This is a genomic window from Mycobacterium sp. PS03-16, from assembly GCF_004570325.1.
Classification (GTDB): Bacteria; Actinomycetota; Actinomycetes; order Mycobacteriales; family Mycobacteriaceae; genus Mycobacterium.
The window spans coordinates 40841-56544 of sequence record NZ_SPQO01000013.1 but is presented as its reverse complement, the minus strand read 5'-3'; the positions used below and the strand labels follow the sequence as shown (position 1 = coordinate 56544).

The 15704-nt window shown below is 71.3% G+C and carries 14 protein-coding genes; 8 read left to right on the top strand and 6 right to left on the bottom strand.

Annotated elements, in window-relative coordinates; genetic code table 11:
- Nucleotides 1-63: 63 nt before the first annotated feature.
- Together E4P42_RS13255 and E4P42_RS13250 are read left to right on the top strand one after the other, a co-directional pair.
- Nucleotides 64-984, top strand: coding sequence for a sugar-binding transcriptional regulator (locus E4P42_RS13255; RefSeq protein WP_135126527.1), 921 nt, complete (start codon nt 64-66; stop codon nt 982-984).
- A gap of 47 nt (nt 985-1031) precedes the next feature.
- Nucleotides 1032-1805 carry a GolD/DthD family dehydrogenase gene (locus E4P42_RS13250; protein ID WP_135126526.1) on the top strand — a complete coding sequence of 258 codons (774 nt, stop codon included), beginning with the start codon at nt 1032-1034 and terminating at the stop codon, nt 1803-1805.
- A 9-nt stretch (nt 1806-1814) separates the two neighbouring features.
- Here the strand turns inward: E4P42_RS13250 and E4P42_RS13245 are convergent, their stop codons facing one another.
- Nucleotides 1815-3290, bottom strand: a complete 1476-nt coding sequence (locus E4P42_RS13245) for an acetyl-CoA acetyltransferase (protein WP_135126525.1) — start codon at nt 3288-3290, stop codon at nt 1815-1817.
- Between the two features lie 81 nt (nt 3291-3371).
- Complete coding sequence (locus E4P42_RS13240; protein WP_135126524.1) at nt 3372-5702, bottom strand: CoA transferase; 2331 nt, start codon at nt 5700-5702, stop codon at nt 3372-3374.
- Nucleotides 5703-5821: 119 nt separating this feature from the next.
- Here E4P42_RS13240 and E4P42_RS13235 point away from each other — a divergent pair, with 119 nt between their 5' ends.
- Together E4P42_RS13235 and E4P42_RS13230 are read left to right on the top strand one after the other, a co-directional pair.
- Nucleotides 5822-8281, top strand: coding sequence for a phosphoketolase (locus E4P42_RS13235; protein WP_371287031.1), 2460 nt, complete (start codon nt 5822-5824; stop codon nt 8279-8281).
- Between the two features lie 54 nt (nt 8282-8335).
- Nucleotides 8336-9067 carry a CPBP family intramembrane glutamic endopeptidase gene (locus E4P42_RS13230; protein WP_135126523.1) on the top strand — a complete coding sequence of 244 codons (732 nt, stop codon included), beginning with the start codon at nt 8336-8338 and terminating at the stop codon, nt 9065-9067.
- A gap of 14 nt (nt 9068-9081) precedes the next feature.
- Here the strand turns inward: E4P42_RS13230 and E4P42_RS13225 are convergent, their stop codons facing one another.
- Nucleotides 9082-9651 carry a CGNR zinc finger domain-containing protein gene (locus E4P42_RS13225; protein WP_245234007.1) on the bottom strand — a complete coding sequence of 190 codons (570 nt, stop codon included), beginning with the start codon at nt 9649-9651 and terminating at the stop codon, nt 9082-9084.
- 108 nt (nt 9652-9759) lie between these two features.
- On the opposite strand from E4P42_RS13225, the gene E4P42_RS13220 reads away from it, so the two are divergent.
- Together E4P42_RS13220 and E4P42_RS13215 are read left to right on the top strand one after the other, a co-directional pair.
- Nucleotides 9760-10233: a hypothetical protein gene (locus E4P42_RS13220; RefSeq protein WP_135126522.1), complete on the top strand. Its 474-nt coding sequence runs from the start codon at nt 9760-9762 to the stop codon at nt 10231-10233.
- Nucleotides 10234-10337: 104 nt separating this feature from the next.
- Entirely contained in the window at nt 10338-10631 is a 294-nt protein-coding gene (locus tag E4P42_RS13215) for a hypothetical protein (protein ID WP_135126521.1), read from the top strand.
- A 132-nt stretch (nt 10632-10763) separates the two neighbouring features.
- Here the strand turns inward: E4P42_RS13215 and E4P42_RS13210 are convergent, their stop codons facing one another.
- The 3 genes from E4P42_RS13210 to E4P42_RS13200 all read right to left on the bottom strand — a co-directional run bounded on the left by E4P42_RS13210 (nt 10764) and on the right by E4P42_RS13200 (nt 13852).
- Nucleotides 10764-11732, bottom strand: coding sequence for an APA family fibronectin-binding glycoprotein (locus tag E4P42_RS13210; RefSeq protein WP_135126520.1), 969 nt, complete (start codon nt 11730-11732; stop codon nt 10764-10766).
- Nucleotides 11733-11930: 198 nt separating this feature from the next.
- On the bottom strand, nt 11931-13037 hold the full coding sequence (locus E4P42_RS27700) for a sulfate/molybdate ABC transporter ATP-binding protein (protein WP_135126519.1): 1107 nt from the start codon (nt 13035-13037) through the stop codon (nt 11931-11933).
- Nucleotides 13034-13852 (bottom strand): ABC transporter permease, encoded by an 819-nt coding sequence (locus E4P42_RS13200; protein ID WP_135126518.1) that lies wholly within the window; start codon nt 13850-13852, stop codon nt 13034-13036. Before E4P42_RS13200 ends, E4P42_RS27700 begins: the two co-directional genes overlap by 4 nt.
- A gap of 142 nt (nt 13853-13994) precedes the next feature.
- On the opposite strand from E4P42_RS13200, the gene E4P42_RS13195 reads away from it, so the two are divergent.
- Nucleotides 13995-14666, top strand: coding sequence for an SDR family oxidoreductase (locus E4P42_RS13195; RefSeq protein ID WP_135126600.1), 672 nt, complete (start codon nt 13995-13997; stop codon nt 14664-14666).
- Nucleotides 14667-14687: 21 nt separating this feature from the next.
- Nucleotides 14688-15617, top strand: a complete 930-nt coding sequence (locus tag E4P42_RS13190; RefSeq protein WP_135126517.1) for an LLM class F420-dependent oxidoreductase — start codon at nt 14688-14690, stop codon at nt 15615-15617.
- Nucleotides 15618-15704 lie beyond the last annotated feature (87 nt).

The window sequence follows — 15704 nt, the reverse complement described above, 5'->3', positions numbered from 1 at the left end:
GTTGCACATATGTGCACGGCAGTTGAAGGGGGACGCGCATGACAGCGTCGGGAAGGAGGCGGCATGGGACCCGATGAGCTCTTCCAGCGAGCCGTGATCGCGCGTCGCTACTACCTCGAGGGCCGTACCCGCGTCCAGATCGCCGAGGAATTCGGCCTGTCCCGCTTCAAGGTCGCCCGGATGCTCGACGAGGCGGTCGAATCCGGCATGGTGGAGATCAAGATCCACAATCCGGGGGCGATCGACGTCGACCTGTCCACCCGGCTGCAGCGGCAGTACGGGCTCGAACACGCCTACGCCGTCGCCGGCGAGAGCGGAACCGCCGAGGACCGGGTGCATGCGGTGACCAAGGCGATGGCCGAGCTGCTGCAGTCGATCCTGCGCGACGGCGACGTGGTCGGCGTCGACTGCGGCCGCACGCTCACCCACATCGCCGCCCACCTCACCACGCTGCCGAGCTGCGACGTCGTCCAGCTCACCGGGATGGCCGGTGCGCTCACCTCCAACGGCACCGATCTGGTGCGCCGGATCAGCGAGATCAGCGGTGGCCGGTCCTGGCCCATGTACGTCCCGCTCGTGGTGCCCGACGGCCGCACCGCCGAAAGCCTCACCGGCGACCCGCAACTGCGGGAGACCATCGCCCACCACGGCAAGGTCAGTTGCGCGATCGTGTCCGTCGGGGCGTGGAGCCCGGGCGCCTCGCAGGTGTACCAATCCCTGCGCGACGACGAGGTGGCGGCGCTGGGTGACGCCGGGGTGTGTGCCGAGACCTGCGGGCTGCTGCTCGACGAGGACGGCAACCGGCTGCCCGGCCTCGACGACCGGCGGATGGGCATCGCCGAGACCACGCTGCGCGCCATCCCCACCCGCATCGCGATCGCCACGGGAGCGCAGAAGATCGCCGCCACCCGCGCGGTGCTGCGGTCGGGCCTGGTGTCCTCGCTCGTCACCGACATCGACATCGCCGCGGCCGTACTCGACTGACCGCCACGCACCACCCGCAACACACGACGACGAGGAGTAGGACCGACATGAGCGCACCCGGGGAACCCACCGTAGATCTCGGCTTCGGCCTGCAGGGCAAGACCGCGCTGGTGACCGGCGGCGCCTCCGGGATCGGCGCGGCCATCGCCGCCGCGTTCGCCGAGAAGGGCGCCCGGGTCGCCGTGGCCGACCTCAACGAAGCCGGCGCCGCCGCGACCGCCGCGACCCTGCCCACCGACAGTCGCGGATTCGGTTGCGACGTGGCCGATGCCGCCTCGGTCACCGCGGCCGTGGACGCCGCCGTCGAGGCGTTCGGCCGGATCGACATCCTGGTCAACTCGGCCGGTGTCGCGCGGCTGGCGCCGGCCGAAGAACTGTCGCAGAAGTTCTGGGACGACACGATCGCGATCAATCTCACCGGCACGTTTCAGATGAGCCAGGCGGTCGGCAGGCACATGCTCGCCGCGGGCCGCGGCGTCATCATCAACATGGCCTCGCAGGCCGCGACCGTCGCGATCGACGAGCACGTCGCCTACTGCGCCTCGAAGTTCGGCGTCGTGGGGATCACGAAGGTCCTCGCCGCCGAATGGGGCGGCCGGGGCATCCGGGTGAACTCCATCTCCCCCACCGTGGTGCTGACCGACCTCGGCATCAAGGCGTGGGACAACCCCAAGGGGGAGGCGCTCAAAAAGCTCATCCCGATCGGCCGGTTCGCCTACCCCGCCGAGATCGCTGCTGCGGCAGTGTATCTCGCCAGCGATGCGGCGGCCATGATCACCGGCGCCGACCTGGTGGTCGACGGCGGCTACACCATCAAGTAGCCCGCGCGGCTAGCGCAGATTCGCGGTGCCGTCGGGGTGCACGATCACCTCGGCGCCCGCGATGTCGCGCTCGACCGTTGCGGCGGCGTCGTCGGCGTCGCGGATCACCGCCAGTGTGCGGGTGTCGGCCGGGGTGCGCACCGCCAGGAACGCCTTCTCCGGTGCTCCGTCCCGGTCGAACGGCGTGGTCCACGACTCCACCGTGCCGACCCCCGAGTACTCCACCTCCAGCGTGCGGGTGGGCTCCCGGTCCACCTCGGACTGCACGTCCTGCCAACGGAACCCGCGGGTGGGCGGCTCGGTGCCGTAGACGCCGAAACTGTGCTTGGTCAGGTACCCGCCGTTGGCGGTGATCAGGCCGCGCCGGCCCGGTTCGGCGGTGAGCCGTTCGGCCATGGTGGCGATGGAATGCGAGACGTAGTTGTTCCACGGGCCGCCGGCGAATGTCAGCCCGCCGGTCACGGTCAGCGGACGGCCCGGATCGCCGACCGGCAGGCCCAACTCGGCGGCCGCCACCTGAACCGCCGACGGGAAGCAGGAGTAGACGTCGATCAGGTCGACGCCGTCGACGTCGGTGCCGGCCAGCTCCAGCGCCCGCTGCCCGGCGATGCGGATCGCCGGGGAGCGGTGCAATTCGGCGCGCTCACCGATCGCGTAGGTGTCGTGGGCGTCCGTGCCGGCGTAGGGGAACACCCAGCGTTCCGAGGGGATCTGCAGATACCGGGCGGTGTCGACGGAGGTGAGGATCAGCGCCGCACCCTGGTCCACCATGTTGTTGGAGTTCATCAGTTTGGTGTAGGGCCAGCTGATCATCCGGTTGTCCGGTGACGGTTGCCAGACGGCGTCGGCGGCCAGCGCGTCACGGCTCCAGGCGTGCGGGTTGTCGGCCGCGACCGCCGAGAACTGGGCCCACAGGTCGCCAATGCGGCGACGGTGCTCGTCGGAGGTCTCCCCCGCGGCGATCCGCACCGCCTGCTCGAACATCGGATAGACGTAGGCCGGCCGGTCCAGGTGGATGCGGAACTCCGCATCGCCGGCCATCGGCACGTTGTCGTCGCCGCCCTCGGCCATCGGCACCGACTCGTCCTGGTGCGGCCAGTCCGGCTTCTCCCCCCGCGCCTTCAAACGCATTCTGCTGCGCCACGTTTCGGCGCCGGCGATCAGCACCACATTCGCCCGGCCGGCTTGGATGTCCAGGCACGCCTGGTTGACCAGGCTCTGCGGGACGTTGCCGCCGATTCCGGTGTAGCGGGTCGCGGCGCCGCCCGCCCCGATCCGCTGGGCCAGCGCGAGGCCGGGGTCCCGGTAGCGCCACGACAGCAGGTTGACCACACGGACCGCGTCGACCGCCTCGAGCACCCGCGGATCCGCCGCCTCCCGCGCCGCGGCCTCCATGAGCGCGACGGGTTCGTCCGGGTGCCGGTCGTCGCGCTGGTTCACCTGTCCGTACCCGACGAGCACAGGAGTGGTGGCGGACGACGGCATACGGGCCTCCTCGCGATTCGGATTTGACAGGTGTCAACGAGCAGTGTGCCGGATCCGGCACACCGGCCGGCACGGGGGCACTCACCGGTGGTCGAACACCACGCCCTCTACGAGCAGCTCGTCGATGCGGGCGGCGCTCAGGCCGAGCAGCCGGCTGCAGATCTCGCGGGTGTGCTCACCGGGCATCGGCGCCGGCCGCAACGGCGCGGGTGGGATGCGCGAACATCGGGCGGGCGAGGTCTCGGTCGGCATCGGTGCGGCGAACAACGGATGGATCATCTCGGTGAACACCTCGCGATTGACCAACTGCGGGTCGGCCAGGACGTCGACGGCCCGCTGCATCGGCGCGGCAGGTACCCCGGCGCGCTGCAGCACGTCGGCCACGTCGGTGTTGGCGTGCGCCGTGGTCCACGCCGACACCGCCGCGGTCCGGGCCGCGGCGTCGGACGGGAGCTCGTTCACGCCCATCGCCGTCGCCAGGGCGGCCCGGTCGGCGTCGTCGCGCACTGAAATCGCGCACCATTCGTCGTCTCCGGCGCACGGAGACACGCCATGCGCGACGACGCCCTCGTCGACGGCCAGCCCGGCCTCGCGTGCGGCTTCGGTGACGTAGTGTGCGGCCAGTTGACTGACGGCGGCCTCGGCCTGCGAGATGTGGATGTGGGTGCCCCGGCCGGACCGGTCGCGGTCCAGGAGTGCGGCGAGCGCTCCGAGCGCAGTCAGCCGGGCGGCGACATGGTCGGGGAAGATCGTCGTGGCGTCGAAGAAGCCGCCCGGCGCGGACGCGTCCGTCCACAGCCTCGCTACCCCCGTGGCCGCGCGGACCAGCGGCCCGTACCCCATCCGTACGCTCCACGGCCCACTCGCGCCGTAGGCGCTGCTCTCGGCCAGCACGATGCGCGGATTCAGTTCGCGCAGAACGTCATACGAGAACCCCAGGGCGGCCAGCGTGCCGGGTTTGAAGTTGGCGAACACGGCATCGGACTGCGCGACCAACCGCCTGAACAGGTCGGCCCCCGCCCGCGAGCGCAGGTCCAGTCCGAGGCTGTACTGATTTCGGTGGGTCAGTGCCCACGACCGGCTCATCGGCGCGCCGGGCGGGGTTTGGCGTAAACCGTCCGGATAGGTGGCACTTTCGACCTTGATGACCTCGGCGCCGAGGTCGCCGAACAGTCGGCCGAGCTCACCGCCGGCCACGATGACGCCGAGGTCGAGGATCCGCAGGCCCGCCAGCGGCCGCCCGGCGCCCGCGGTCGCCAGCATCGCCGGGGCGAAGGGTTCTGCCACCCAGTCGATGTCGCGCTCGGGCGAGGCCGGCGGGCGGCGGTAGCCGGTGTGTGTGCCGTCGACCACGAACGGTCCCACCGGGATCGTCAGCTCAGCGCCGCCGACGTCGGTTGTGGTCAGCGCTCCCACAGCGCGGAAGTGCTCGGAGCGCAGCGCCTCGGCCGGGGTCAGCACAGCCGCGATCGGCACACCGCGCGACTGCCCCTCGCCCACCAGATCGGCCATGGTGTGCGGGGCGAACAGCTCCGCGATCGCGGCGTTGAGTTCCTCGGAGGCGCCGTAGCGGGCGGCGATCGTCTCGAACTTCGGGTCCGCGAACTGTTCGGGCTCCCCCAGCCACGCCCGCATTCCCCGCCATTGGCGCGCCGAGAGCAGGCACAGCCGCACGTGGCCGTCGGCGCACCGGAAGGTCGGGTAGATCTGCTGGTTGCGCGGCCGGCCGCGCCACAGCTCGGTCGACCGCTTGAGGCCGGTGGCGGCCTGCCCTTCCGATCCGAACGGCGGGTCCAGTGCCTGCACCACCGCTTCGTAACGGGAGAAGTCGATAAACTGCCCTCGGCCGCAACGGGTCCGGTCGGCATAGGCGACCAGCGCGGCCCAGGCCGCCTGCACGTGCGCGGTGCCCGAGGCCAGTCCGACGGGTGGCAGCACCGGCGTGCCGACGGTCGGCCCGGACCGCGACAGGGCCGTCGACATCGCGCACAGCTGCGCATCGGTCGCCTGCCAGTGCGCGCGGGGACCTGTCGTGCCGAAGTCGGTGACCGACACCGCGATCAGCTGGTCGAACCGCTCGGCGAGGGTCCGGCAGGAGGTGCCGAAGGCGGCCACACCGCCCCGGCCGTCCACGAGGATGTCAGCGCCGGCGACGAGCTCACCGAAGCGCCTCACGTCGCCGGGGTCGCGCGGGTCGAGCGCCACGCTGCGCTTGTTGGCGTTGCCCAGCAGGAACTCGACGCCCACCCCGGCCACCGCGGGCCGTGTCGTCCGCATCGCACTGCCGCCGGGAGGTTCGACCTTCAGCACATCGGCGCCCAGGTCGGCCAGCACGCGCGTCACACCGTCGGATTCGCGGTCTCCCACATCGAGCACCCGGACGCCGGCCAACAGCGCCCGATCCCCGCTCACCGACCCCGTCACCGTGGCATCGTGGATTCCTGCACGCCGACGAGGGTAGTGCTTAACAGTCACGGAATGGGGAACAGGACCTCACGCAATGTTCACCCGATGAGACGACAATGGTGCAGATGAGCAGCCAGACCAGCGACGAGCCGATCAGCGAGGCCACCTTGTCCCCCGCCCTCTCCGACGAGCAACTGCGGCTCATCGACGCCTATTGGCGCGCCGCGAACTACCTGTCCGTCGGGCAGATCTACCTGCTGGACAACCCGCTGCTGCGCGAGGACCTGCGGGCCGAACACGTCAAACCCCGCCTGCTGGGCCACTGGGGCACCACCCCGGGACTCAACCTGGTCTACGCCCACCTCAACCGGATCATCCGTGAGCGCGACGCCAACGTCATCTACATCACCGGGCCGGGACACGGCGGCCCCGGGCTGGTCGCCAACGCCTACCTCGAGGGCACCTACAGCGAGGTGTACTCCGGAATCGGCGAGGACACCGACGGACTGCGGAAGCTGTTCCGCCAGTTCTCGTTTCCCGGCGGCATCCCCAGCCACGTGGCGGCCGAGACGCCCGGCTCGATCCACGAGGGCGGCGAGCTGGGTTACGCGCTGGTGCATGCCTACGGCGCCGCGTTCGACAACCCCGACCTGGTGGTGGCGTGCGTGGTGGGCGACGGGGAGGCCGAGACCGGACCCCTGGCCGCCAGCTGGCACTCGAACAAATTCCTCGACCCGGTGACCGACGGTGCGGTGCTGCCGATCCTGCACCTCAACAGCTACAAGATCGCCAATCCGACCGTGCTCGCGCGGATCCCGCAGGAGGAGCTCGAGTCGCTGTTCTACGGCTACGGCTACCGGCCGATCACCGTCGCCGGGGACGATCCGGACAACGTCCACCAGCAGATGGCCGCCGCACTGGACGAGTGCTTCGACCAGATCGCCGCGATCCAGCGCGCCGCGCGGCTCGACGACGAACCGGGCCGCCCGCTGTGGCCGATGATCATCATGCGCACGCCCAAGGGCTGGACCGGGCCGCGGGAGGTGGACGGCAAGAAGGTGGAGGGCACCTGGCGCTCGCACCAGGTACCGCTGTCGGAGACCCACTCCAACGCCGAGCACATGGCCCAGCTCGAGGAGTGGCTGCGCAGCTACCGGCCCGAGGAACTGTTCGACGACGACGGCGTGCTGGTGCCCGAACTCAAGGAGCTCGCCCCCACCGGAACCCGTCGGATGAGCGACAATCCGCACGCCAACGGCGGACTGCTGCTGCGAGACCTCGACCTGCCCGACTTCCGCGACTACGCGGTCACTGTCGAGCAGCCGGCCGCCGACAGCGCCGAGGCGACCCGGGTGATGGGCACGTTCCTGCGCGACGTCATCGTCCGCAACTCCGACCGCTTCCGGCTGATGGGCCCGGACGAGACCGCGTCGAACCGGCTCGCGGCGGTGTTCGAGGCCACCGACAAGGCCTGGCTGGCCGAGACCAGCCCCGAGGACGTCGATCTGGCCCCGTCCGGCCGGGTCATGGAGGTGCTCTCCGAACACCTGTGCCAGGGCTGGCTCGAGGGCTACCTGCTGACCGGACGGCACGGGCTGTTCAACTGCTACGAGGCGTTCGTCCACATCGTCGACTCGATGCTCAACCAGCACGCGAAGTGGCTGACCAGCAGTGCGCACCTGTCGTGGCGCCGGCCGATCGCGTCGCTCAACTACCTGCTCACCTCACACGTGTGGCGTCAGGACCACAACGGCGCCTCCCACCAGGACCCGGGCTTCATCGACCACGTCGCCAACAAGCGACCCGAGGTGGTGCGCGTCTACCTTCCACCGGACGCGAACACCCTGCTGTCGGTGACCGACCACTGCCTGCGCAGTCGCCACTACGTCAACGTGATCGTCGCCGGGAAGCAGCCCGCGCTGACCTACCTGTCGATGGACGAGGCGGTCGCCCACTGCACCCGCGGGCTGGGCATCTGGGAGTGGGCCGGCAGTCCCGCGCTGAGCGACGGGGGCGATCCCGACGTGGTGCTCGCCTGCGCCGGTGACATCCCGACGCTGGAGACCGTGGCCGCGGCCGACATCCTGCGCCGCCGGCTGCCGCAGGTGAAGGTGCGGGTGGTCAACGTCGTCGACATCATGCGCCTGCAACCGGCGTCCGAACACCCGCACGGCCTCTCCGACCGGGAGTTCGACTCGATCTTCACCAAGGACAAGCCGGTGATCTTCGCCTACCACGGCTACCCGTGGCTGATCCACCGGCTGGCCTACCGGCACGCCAACCACGACCAGCTCCACGTGCGCGGCTTCAAGGAGCGGGGCACCACCACGACCCCGTTCGACATGGTGATGCTCAACGACCTCGACCGGTTCCACCTCGTGATGGACGTGATCGACCGCGTCGACGGCATCGGCAGCAGCGCGGCCGGCCTGCGCCAGGAGATGGCCGACGCCCGGCTGGCCGCCCGCGCCTACACCCGCGAGCACGGCGAGGACGATCCGGCCATCTCGGGCTGGACGTGGGACTCCGGATACCAGCCCGGTGGGACGCAGTCGATGGCCCAGGACACCGCCGACAACGCGTAGCGGGCCCGCCGCGACGGCCGCGGCACGGCGGCGGCGCCGGTACCATCGGCACAGATGTCTGCCGGTCAAGCTGAGCTGTCGACGCCGCGGTTGCGCGTGTACGTCGACATCGCCGTCGTCGTCGCGGTGCTCGCGGCCACGAACGTCATCGCGCACTTCACCACGCCGTGGGCCAGTGTCGCGACCGTCCCCGCGGCCGCGGCGGGCCTGCTGGTCCTGGTCCGCTCGCGTGGGCTGGGCTGGGCGGAGCTCGGGCTGGGCCGGGAACACTGGCGCTCCGGGGCGGCCTACGCGCTGGCCGCGGTCGGCGTCGTGGTGGCCGTCATCGCGATCGGGGCGCTGCTGCCGTGGACCCGGCCGATGTTCATGAACAACAACTACGCGACCATCTCCGGCGCGCTGATCGCCTCGATGGTGATCATCCCGCTGCAGACGGTGATCCCCGAGGAGCTGGCGTTTCGCGGCGTCCTGCACGGCGCCTTGACCCGCGCGTGGGGATTCCGCGGCGTGGCCGCGGCGGGCTCACTGCTGTTCGGCCTGTGGCACATCGCCACCTCGCTGGGACTGACCAGCAGCAACGTCGGGTTCACCCGGCTGTTCGGCGGCGGGGTGATGGGCACCGTGGCCGGTGTGGTGCTCGCGGTGGTGGCCACCGGGATCGCCGGATTCGTCTTCACCTGGCTGCGTCGGCGCAGCGGCAGCCTCCTGGCCCCGATCGCGCTGCACTGGTCGCTCAACGGGGTGGGCGCGCTGGCCGCCGCGCTGGTGTGGCACCTGTCGACCTGACGACCTGACCCGGCCTAACGCGCCGCGCGGTGCCGGGCGCGAAAGTCGCGGTTCTTGAGCCGGTTCCCGCACGACGACATCGCGCACCACGATCCACCGCGGTTGCGGGACTGGTCGTAGAACACCCACCGGCAGTCGTGGTTGGCACAGGCCTTGAGTCGCGACCAGGTCCCGTCGCGCTGGGCGTCGCGGATGAGGATCAGCACGTCGCCGAGCCGCTCGGCCAGCGTCCCGCCCGCCGCGCGCAGGTCGACCGTGCCCCGATCGTCGAGCGACGCCCGCACGGGGGCGGCGGCGGCCACCGCGCGCAGGATCTCGACGGCGCCCGCATCGGTGGGGTCGATGAGCAGCGCGCGCACCGCCTCCCGCACCGAACGCGCCAGGTCGAGGTCGGCGTCGGTCAGCGTTGCGCCGGCGGCCAGCCACCCGTGCGCGACCAGCCACGGCTGCGCGTCGTCCCGCCGCGCCAACCGGTCCTGGGCGATCTCCAGGTCGACGGTGTTGACCAGCGACTGCACCCGGTCCAGCGGTGCCGGCGCCGGCCGGGCCTCGTCGTCGCCGGTCCAGCCACTCACCTTCGCCATGCACCCAGGCTACTGGACATGACCGGTGAAATCAGTTGACCGGTCACCGTGACCGCTATACCGTCGACAGTGGTCACGATTCTTACTCAACGTTACGAGGTGACGGCGATGACCGACAACATGATTTCCGCCGCGACGACCCGGCCCGCGCCCCGGCCCCGCGCTACCCGACGCCCGACGTGGCGAGCCCGGTGGACCGCCCGGATGTGCGCCCGCCGGCTCGACGTCGCCTTGGCGGTGGGGACGCCGGCCGTACCCGGCAGCGCCCTGGCGGTCCGGGCGGCCCGGCTGACCTCTCGCCGGGAGCGCGAGGCGTTGGCCCGCACGCTGTGCCGCGCGGTTGGCGACGCCCGCGACACCACCGCGTTGATGACGCTGCGGGTCCCGGTGCACCGCACCAACATCCTGTCCGCCCGCACGGTCATCGAGTCGGTGGTGGCGCGCCTGCGCGGCCCGGACGCGGTCGAGGCGCGCGGCGTCGCACGGCTGTGCCGGATTCTCGAGGACGGCACCGGACCGATGTACCGGTTCGGCCGCGGCGACCTCGCCGGCCGGCTCGGCGCGGCCCTGGCCGCGATGTAGCTGCGTGCGGGGCGCCAGCTAGTTCGTCCGATCCGTTCGCACCCGTTCTGCCGGGACATACACTCCTTACCGTAGGGCTCGGCAAGTACCGGAGGGGGCCTACGATGAAGAGGATTCAGCGCTGGGCAGTCATCGAGCTGACCGCGGTCGCACCGCTCGCCTCGCTGGCGGTCGTCGCCCCGGCGATCGGCAACGCGACGGAGTGCGGTCTCGGCACAATCTATGACGCACCGTCGAACACCTGCGTCGCCGCGCCACTGCCGCCGCCACCGCTGCCCCCACCTCCGCCACCGCCGCCCCCGCCGGCGTGGAACGGCGATATCACGCCCTACTTCAGCGTGGGAGCGTGTGTGCCGATTCCAGTTCCGTTCGCACCGTCGATCTGCGCGGGCATCTGAGAGTGCGGCCGACAGCGCACGTGGCCCACACGACGTGCGCTGCTGAGCGCTGACTGCGGCCGCGAGTGCGGAAGCCCGGAAACGGCGAAGAGCCACGCACCATCAGGTGCGTGGCTCTTCTCCGTGCTGCTGTCAGGCCGGCGGCAGCATCCCGGGGGCGTTCTCCGGGGCGACCGGCACGGCCACACCCACACCCGGCCGCGGCGGCGGGGCGTTGGGATCCGGCGGCGGAACCGGTGCGTTCGGATCGGCCGGCGGCGCCGGTGGCGGCGGGGGCGGCGGCGTCCACGGCCGGATCGAGTTGGCCAGCGTGACGGCGGCGCCCTTGTCCACCGGATTGGTCGCCGAACCCAGCCAGACCACGAACCAGCGTTCCGGGGTGCGCTGCCCGCGCGGGGTTCCCGCCGGCGTCGGCTGTCCGACCACACCCGCCCAGATCTGTCCGTTGGGCTTGTTGGTGTCGGTGAACTTCACCTCGTAGAAGTTCGCGACGCCCGGCATGCCGGCGGCATCCAGCGGCGTCGATTCCTGGTTGACGCGGGTCCCCGGGAACGGCATGAAGAACTCACCCATGTCCGAGGCGAGCCGCTGCGCGGCCTTGGCGTTGTCGTTCTCGGCACCGGCGAACAGTTTCAGATCGAGCCGGCCCAGCAGCACGCTGGTGTCGTTCGGCGGTTCGGTGGTGCCTTCCGGCGGGACCTTCGTCAGCAGCGCCTGACCGTAGGACAGGTTCGTGGCGTCCGAGACCTTCCAGCCGGCAGGGACGACATAGCTGAACCCACCCGCCGCGTTGTCCACGCGGCCCGGCTCGGGCGGCGGCGGAGGCGGCGGCGCATTCGGATCGGCCGGGGGCGGCGGGGCGTTCGGATCGGCCGGCGGGGGCGGCGGGGCCAGCGGGTCGGGCGGGCCGGGTGGTGGTGGAGGTGGCGCCACGACCGCCGGTGTGGGCGGCGGGGGTGGCGGTGGGGGCGGCGGTGCGGGCTGCGCACTCGCCACCGACGGCATCGCCAGCATGGCCGCCGTGGCGCTGGCCGCCGCAGCGGTCGCCAGCTTCTTCGACAGGCCCCAGCGTCGTGTCGACATCGCGTCCGGCTCATCCATGAGTGAAGAAACTACCGTGTTACGCCCGTGACGCAAGTGTGAATTGCTGTGAATGTGGCCAGAATTACGGTTGCTGATCTTACGAAACCGCTGATCATGAGTTTTCGAACCGTTGCTGACGCAGCCCGCGGCGCGGCCGCCGCGCCGGGGCCGTCAACATCTCATCCGACCGGTAGATCGCCGTCCCCACACACGCCGTTACGGCGCCGGATGCAGCGCCACCTCCTGCGCCTTGACCGTCATGAACACCCGGTCGCCGGGAGTCAACCGCAGGCGGGCGGCCGACTCGACCGTGATGTCCGCGGCCAGACCGTACCCGCTCCCGGCATCCTCGCCGCCGGGCCCCCCGCCGCTCGATTCGGTGACGCCGCGCACCCGCACGGCCGGACCGCTGCTGTCGACCTCGGTGACGGTGACCGCGACGGTGTTGCGCGGACTGCCGTGCGGCCGGTCCCGATACACCGCGACGGCCGCAGGCCGAAAGAGCCCGACCACCGCTTCACCGGCCACCAGTCCCTCGGCCGCCGGGACGCCGTGCCATACCAGGCCGGCCGTCCGCAGGACGCCGCCCGCCTCCGCCACCCCGGCGATCAGGTTCACGCCGGCGAAGTGGGCGCCGAACCGGCTGCGCGGGGTCGCGAGCAGCGCGGTCGCCGTACCCGCCTCGGCGATGCGGCCGCCGTCGATCACCACCGCATGGTCGGCCAGCGTCGCTACGTCCACGAGGTCATGGGTGACCAGCACGGCCGACCGGCCGTCGCGGGTCAGGACCCGGCGCAACAGCCGCCGCATCGCGCCGGCCACCGCCACATCGAGGCCGGCGAGCGGTTCGTCGAGCAGCAGGACGTCGGGTTCGGCCGCCAGCGCACGGGCCAACGCCACCCGCTGCGCCTGACCACCGGACAGTTCGCGCGGCATCCGGTCGGCGAGGTCCTCGGCGTCGACCTCGGCCAGCCAGCGGCCGGCCACCGCGCCGGCGTCGGACCGCCGCCCGCGGCTGCGCGGACCGAACGCCACGTTCGCGCGGACCCGAAGATGCGGGAACAGCAGCGCGTCCTGCATCAGCAGCCCGACGCGGCGGCGGTGGGTCGGCACCTGCACGCCCGCGGCGGTGTCGGTGAGCACCCGCTGCCCGACCCGCACGACACCGTCGTCGGGCCGGACCACGCCGGCCACCACGTGCAGTGCCGTCGACTTGCCTGCGCCGTTGGGCCCGAGCACCGCCAGCACCTCCCCCGGCCCGACGTCGAACGCGACGTCGACGTCGCGGTGGGCGATCCGCGCGCGGACGCTCAACCCGCTCATGTCCACCCCTGGGTCCGCAGCCGCCGGCTGCCGAGCCCGATCACCACCACGGCCGCGATCACCACCAGCAGCAGCGACAGCGCCACCGCCGCATCCGGGTCGCTCTCGCGCTGCAGGTAGATCTCCAGCGGCAACGTGCGGGTCACGCCCTCCCGGGACCCGGCGAACGTCAGCGTCGCGCCGAACTCCCCGAGCGACCGGGCGAACGCCAGCACCGACCCCGACACCAGGCCGGGCGCCAGCAGCGGGAGCGACACCCGCCACCACACCGTCGAGGGGCCGGCGCCCAGCGTCGCGGCCACGACCTCGTGGTCCGACCCCGCCGTGCGCGCAGCCCCCTCGAGTGCGATCACCAGGAACGGCAACGACACGAACGTCTGCGCCAGCACCACCGCGGCCGTGGTGAACGCGATCTGCACCCCCGCGGCCTCGAGGTAGCGCCCGATCAGCCCGAGCCGGCCGAAGGCGTAGAGCAGCGCAATACCGCCGACCACCGGAGGCAGCACCAGCGGCAGCAGGATCAGCGGGCGCACCGCCCGCACGGCGCGCGACGTGCTGCGAGCCAGCACCATCGCCATCGGCACCCCGAGCAGCACGCACAGCACCGTGCTCGCCGCCGCGGTCTTGAGGCTCAGGACCAGCGCGGCCACCGACGCGTCGCTGGTGATCAGCGCCCCGAAGCGCGGCCAGTCGACCTTGGCGGCCACCGCCACCAGCGGGAGCGCGACGAACAACGCACCCGCGGCGGCGGGCAGATAGATCCATCCCGGCAGCGCCGGGCGCAGTCCCGGCCGCGTCCCGGTGCGCGAACCCATGCGCCAAACCTAGGTCACGACCCGGATGTGGATCGGTCACCGTTCGCGCGTCGGATTTCACGGGCTAGCTACCGTCCAGTAACATCGACCGTCGATGCCCGCCACGCGCGCGGGGATCACGCCATACGAGGAGGTTCGGCGGATGGACGTGCTGGTCACCGGGGGCGATACGGATCTGGGCCGCGTGATCGCGGCCGGCTTCCGCGACGACGGCCACCGGGTGGTGATCACCGGGGCGCGACGCGAAGACCTCGAGATCGCCGCCAAGGAGCTCGATGTCGACGCGATCGTCGTGGACAACACCGACCCGGCGGCGCTCGAGGCGGTCCGCGGACAGCTCCCGCACCACCTCGACACGCTCGTCAACGTGCCGGCCCCGCAGCATCCGGCGGGCGACCCCCGCACGTACGGGCTCGCCGACCACGCCACCGCGTGGCGGCGCGCCCTCGAGGACACCGTGCTGTCGGCCGTGCTGACCGTGCAGATCGTGGGCGACCACCTGCGGTCGGGTGGATCGATCGTCAACGTCGTGCCGGAACCCGCGCGGGACGGCTCGGCCGACGCGGCGGTCAAGGCCGCGCTGGCCGATTGGACCGCGGGCCAGGCCGCGTACTTCGGCACCCGCGGCATCACCGTCAACGTGGTCGCCACCGGTAAGAGCGCCCAGGCCGGCTACGACGGGCTCACCGGCGCCCCGCCCGCGGTGGCCGACGAGTTCGCCCGCCTCGCGCTGTTCCTGTCCACGCCGGCGGCCCGCCACATCACCGGGCAGACGCTGCACGTGAGCCGTGGCGCGCTGAGCGCCGTCCGGTAGCTCCCGATAGGGTTTGCAGATGTGAGCATTCGACTCGGACTGCAGATCCCGAACTTCAGTTACGGCACCGGGGTCGCCGAACTGTTCCCCACTGTGATCGCTCAGGCCCGGGAGGCCGAGGCGGCCGGTTTCGACTCGGTCTTCGTGATGGACCACTTCTATCAGCTGCCCGGTCTTGGCACCCCCGATCAGCCGATGCTCGAGGCCTACACCGCCCTCGGCGCCCTGGCCACCGCGACCGAGCGCGTACAGCTCGGCACGCTGGTCACCGGCAACACCTACCGCAACCCGACGCTGCTGGCCAAGGCGATCACCACGCTCGACGTGATCAGCGCCGGGCGCGCGATCCTCGGCATCGGCACCGGCTGGTTCGAGTTGGAGCACGATTCGCTGGGCTACGAATTCGGGACGTTCACCGACCGCTTCAACAAGCTCGGTGAGGCGCTGCAGATCATCCTGCCGATGCTCGCCGGTGAGCGGCCGACGTTCGAGGGCACGTATTACCGGGTCCAGGAGGCGATGGCCGAGCCGCGGTTCCGCGACCACATCCCGCTGATGATCGGCGGCAGCGGTGAGAAGAAGACGATCCCGCTGGCGGCCAAACACTTCGACCACCTCAACATCATCGCCGGCTTCGACGAGCTGCCGCGAAAACTGTCGGTGATCCGGGAACGCTGCGAGGAGATCGGGCGTGATCCGGCCACGCTGGAGACCAGCATGCTGGTGATGGCGATCATCGACGAGAACGTCACCGCCGACCTCGTCCCCGACGACTTCAAGCAGCAGGTGGTGTACGGCAGCGCCGAGCAGATCGTCGACCAGATCAAGACCAAGGTGCTCGACGCCGGGGTGGACGGCGTGATCCTGTCGCCGGTCACCAACCTCAACGGCTACACCCCCGGCGGCATCACCGACGTCGCGGCGTTGCTCAAGCCGGTGCTCGGTGTTTGAACCCGCCTGCCGCGTGGCATAAGCCACAACCGACCGTGTGCCCAACGTCGGGCCCAGCCGACTACCGTAGAGGGCGAGAACCGCATG

Excerpts from the sequence above, each read along its gene's own strand:
- E4P42_RS13245 (WP_135126525.1), bottom strand. The coding sequence starts at position 3,290 with ATGCCGTCGTCCGCCACCACTCCTGTGCTCGTCGGGTACGGACAGGTG.
- E4P42_RS13225 (WP_245234007.1), bottom strand. The coding sequence starts at position 9,651 with ATGGCGAAGGTGAGTGGCTGGACCGGCGACGACGAGGCCCGGCCGGCG.
- E4P42_RS13200 (WP_135126518.1), bottom strand. The coding sequence starts at position 13,852 with ATGGGTTCGCGCACCGGGACGCGGCCGGGACTGCGCCCGGCGCTGCCG.
- E4P42_RS13230 (WP_135126523.1), top strand. The coding sequence starts at position 8,336 with ATGTCTGCCGGTCAAGCTGAGCTGTCGACGCCGCGGTTGCGCGTGTAC.
- E4P42_RS13195 (WP_135126600.1), top strand. The coding sequence starts at position 13,995 with ATGGACGTGCTGGTCACCGGGGGCGATACGGATCTGGGCCGCGTGATC.
- E4P42_RS13220 (WP_135126522.1), top strand. The coding sequence starts at position 9,760 with ATGACCGACAACATGATTTCCGCCGCGACGACCCGGCCCGCGCCCCGG.
- E4P42_RS13250 (WP_135126526.1), top strand. The coding sequence starts at position 1,032 with ATGAGCGCACCCGGGGAACCCACCGTAGATCTCGGCTTCGGCCTGCAG.
- E4P42_RS13235 (WP_371287031.1), top strand. The coding sequence starts at position 5,822 with ATGAGCAGCCAGACCAGCGACGAGCCGATCAGCGAGGCCACCTTGTCC.
- E4P42_RS13215 (WP_135126521.1), top strand. The coding sequence starts at position 10,338 with ATGAAGAGGATTCAGCGCTGGGCAGTCATCGAGCTGACCGCGGTCGCA.
- E4P42_RS27700 (WP_135126519.1), bottom strand. The coding sequence starts at position 13,037 with ATGAGCGGGTTGAGCGTCCGCGCGCGGATCGCCCACCGCGACGTCGAC.
- E4P42_RS13255 (WP_135126527.1), top strand. The coding sequence starts at position 64 with ATGGGACCCGATGAGCTCTTCCAGCGAGCCGTGATCGCGCGTCGCTAC.
- E4P42_RS13210 (WP_135126520.1), bottom strand. The coding sequence starts at position 11,732 with ATGGATGAGCCGGACGCGATGTCGACACGACGCTGGGGCCTGTCGAAG.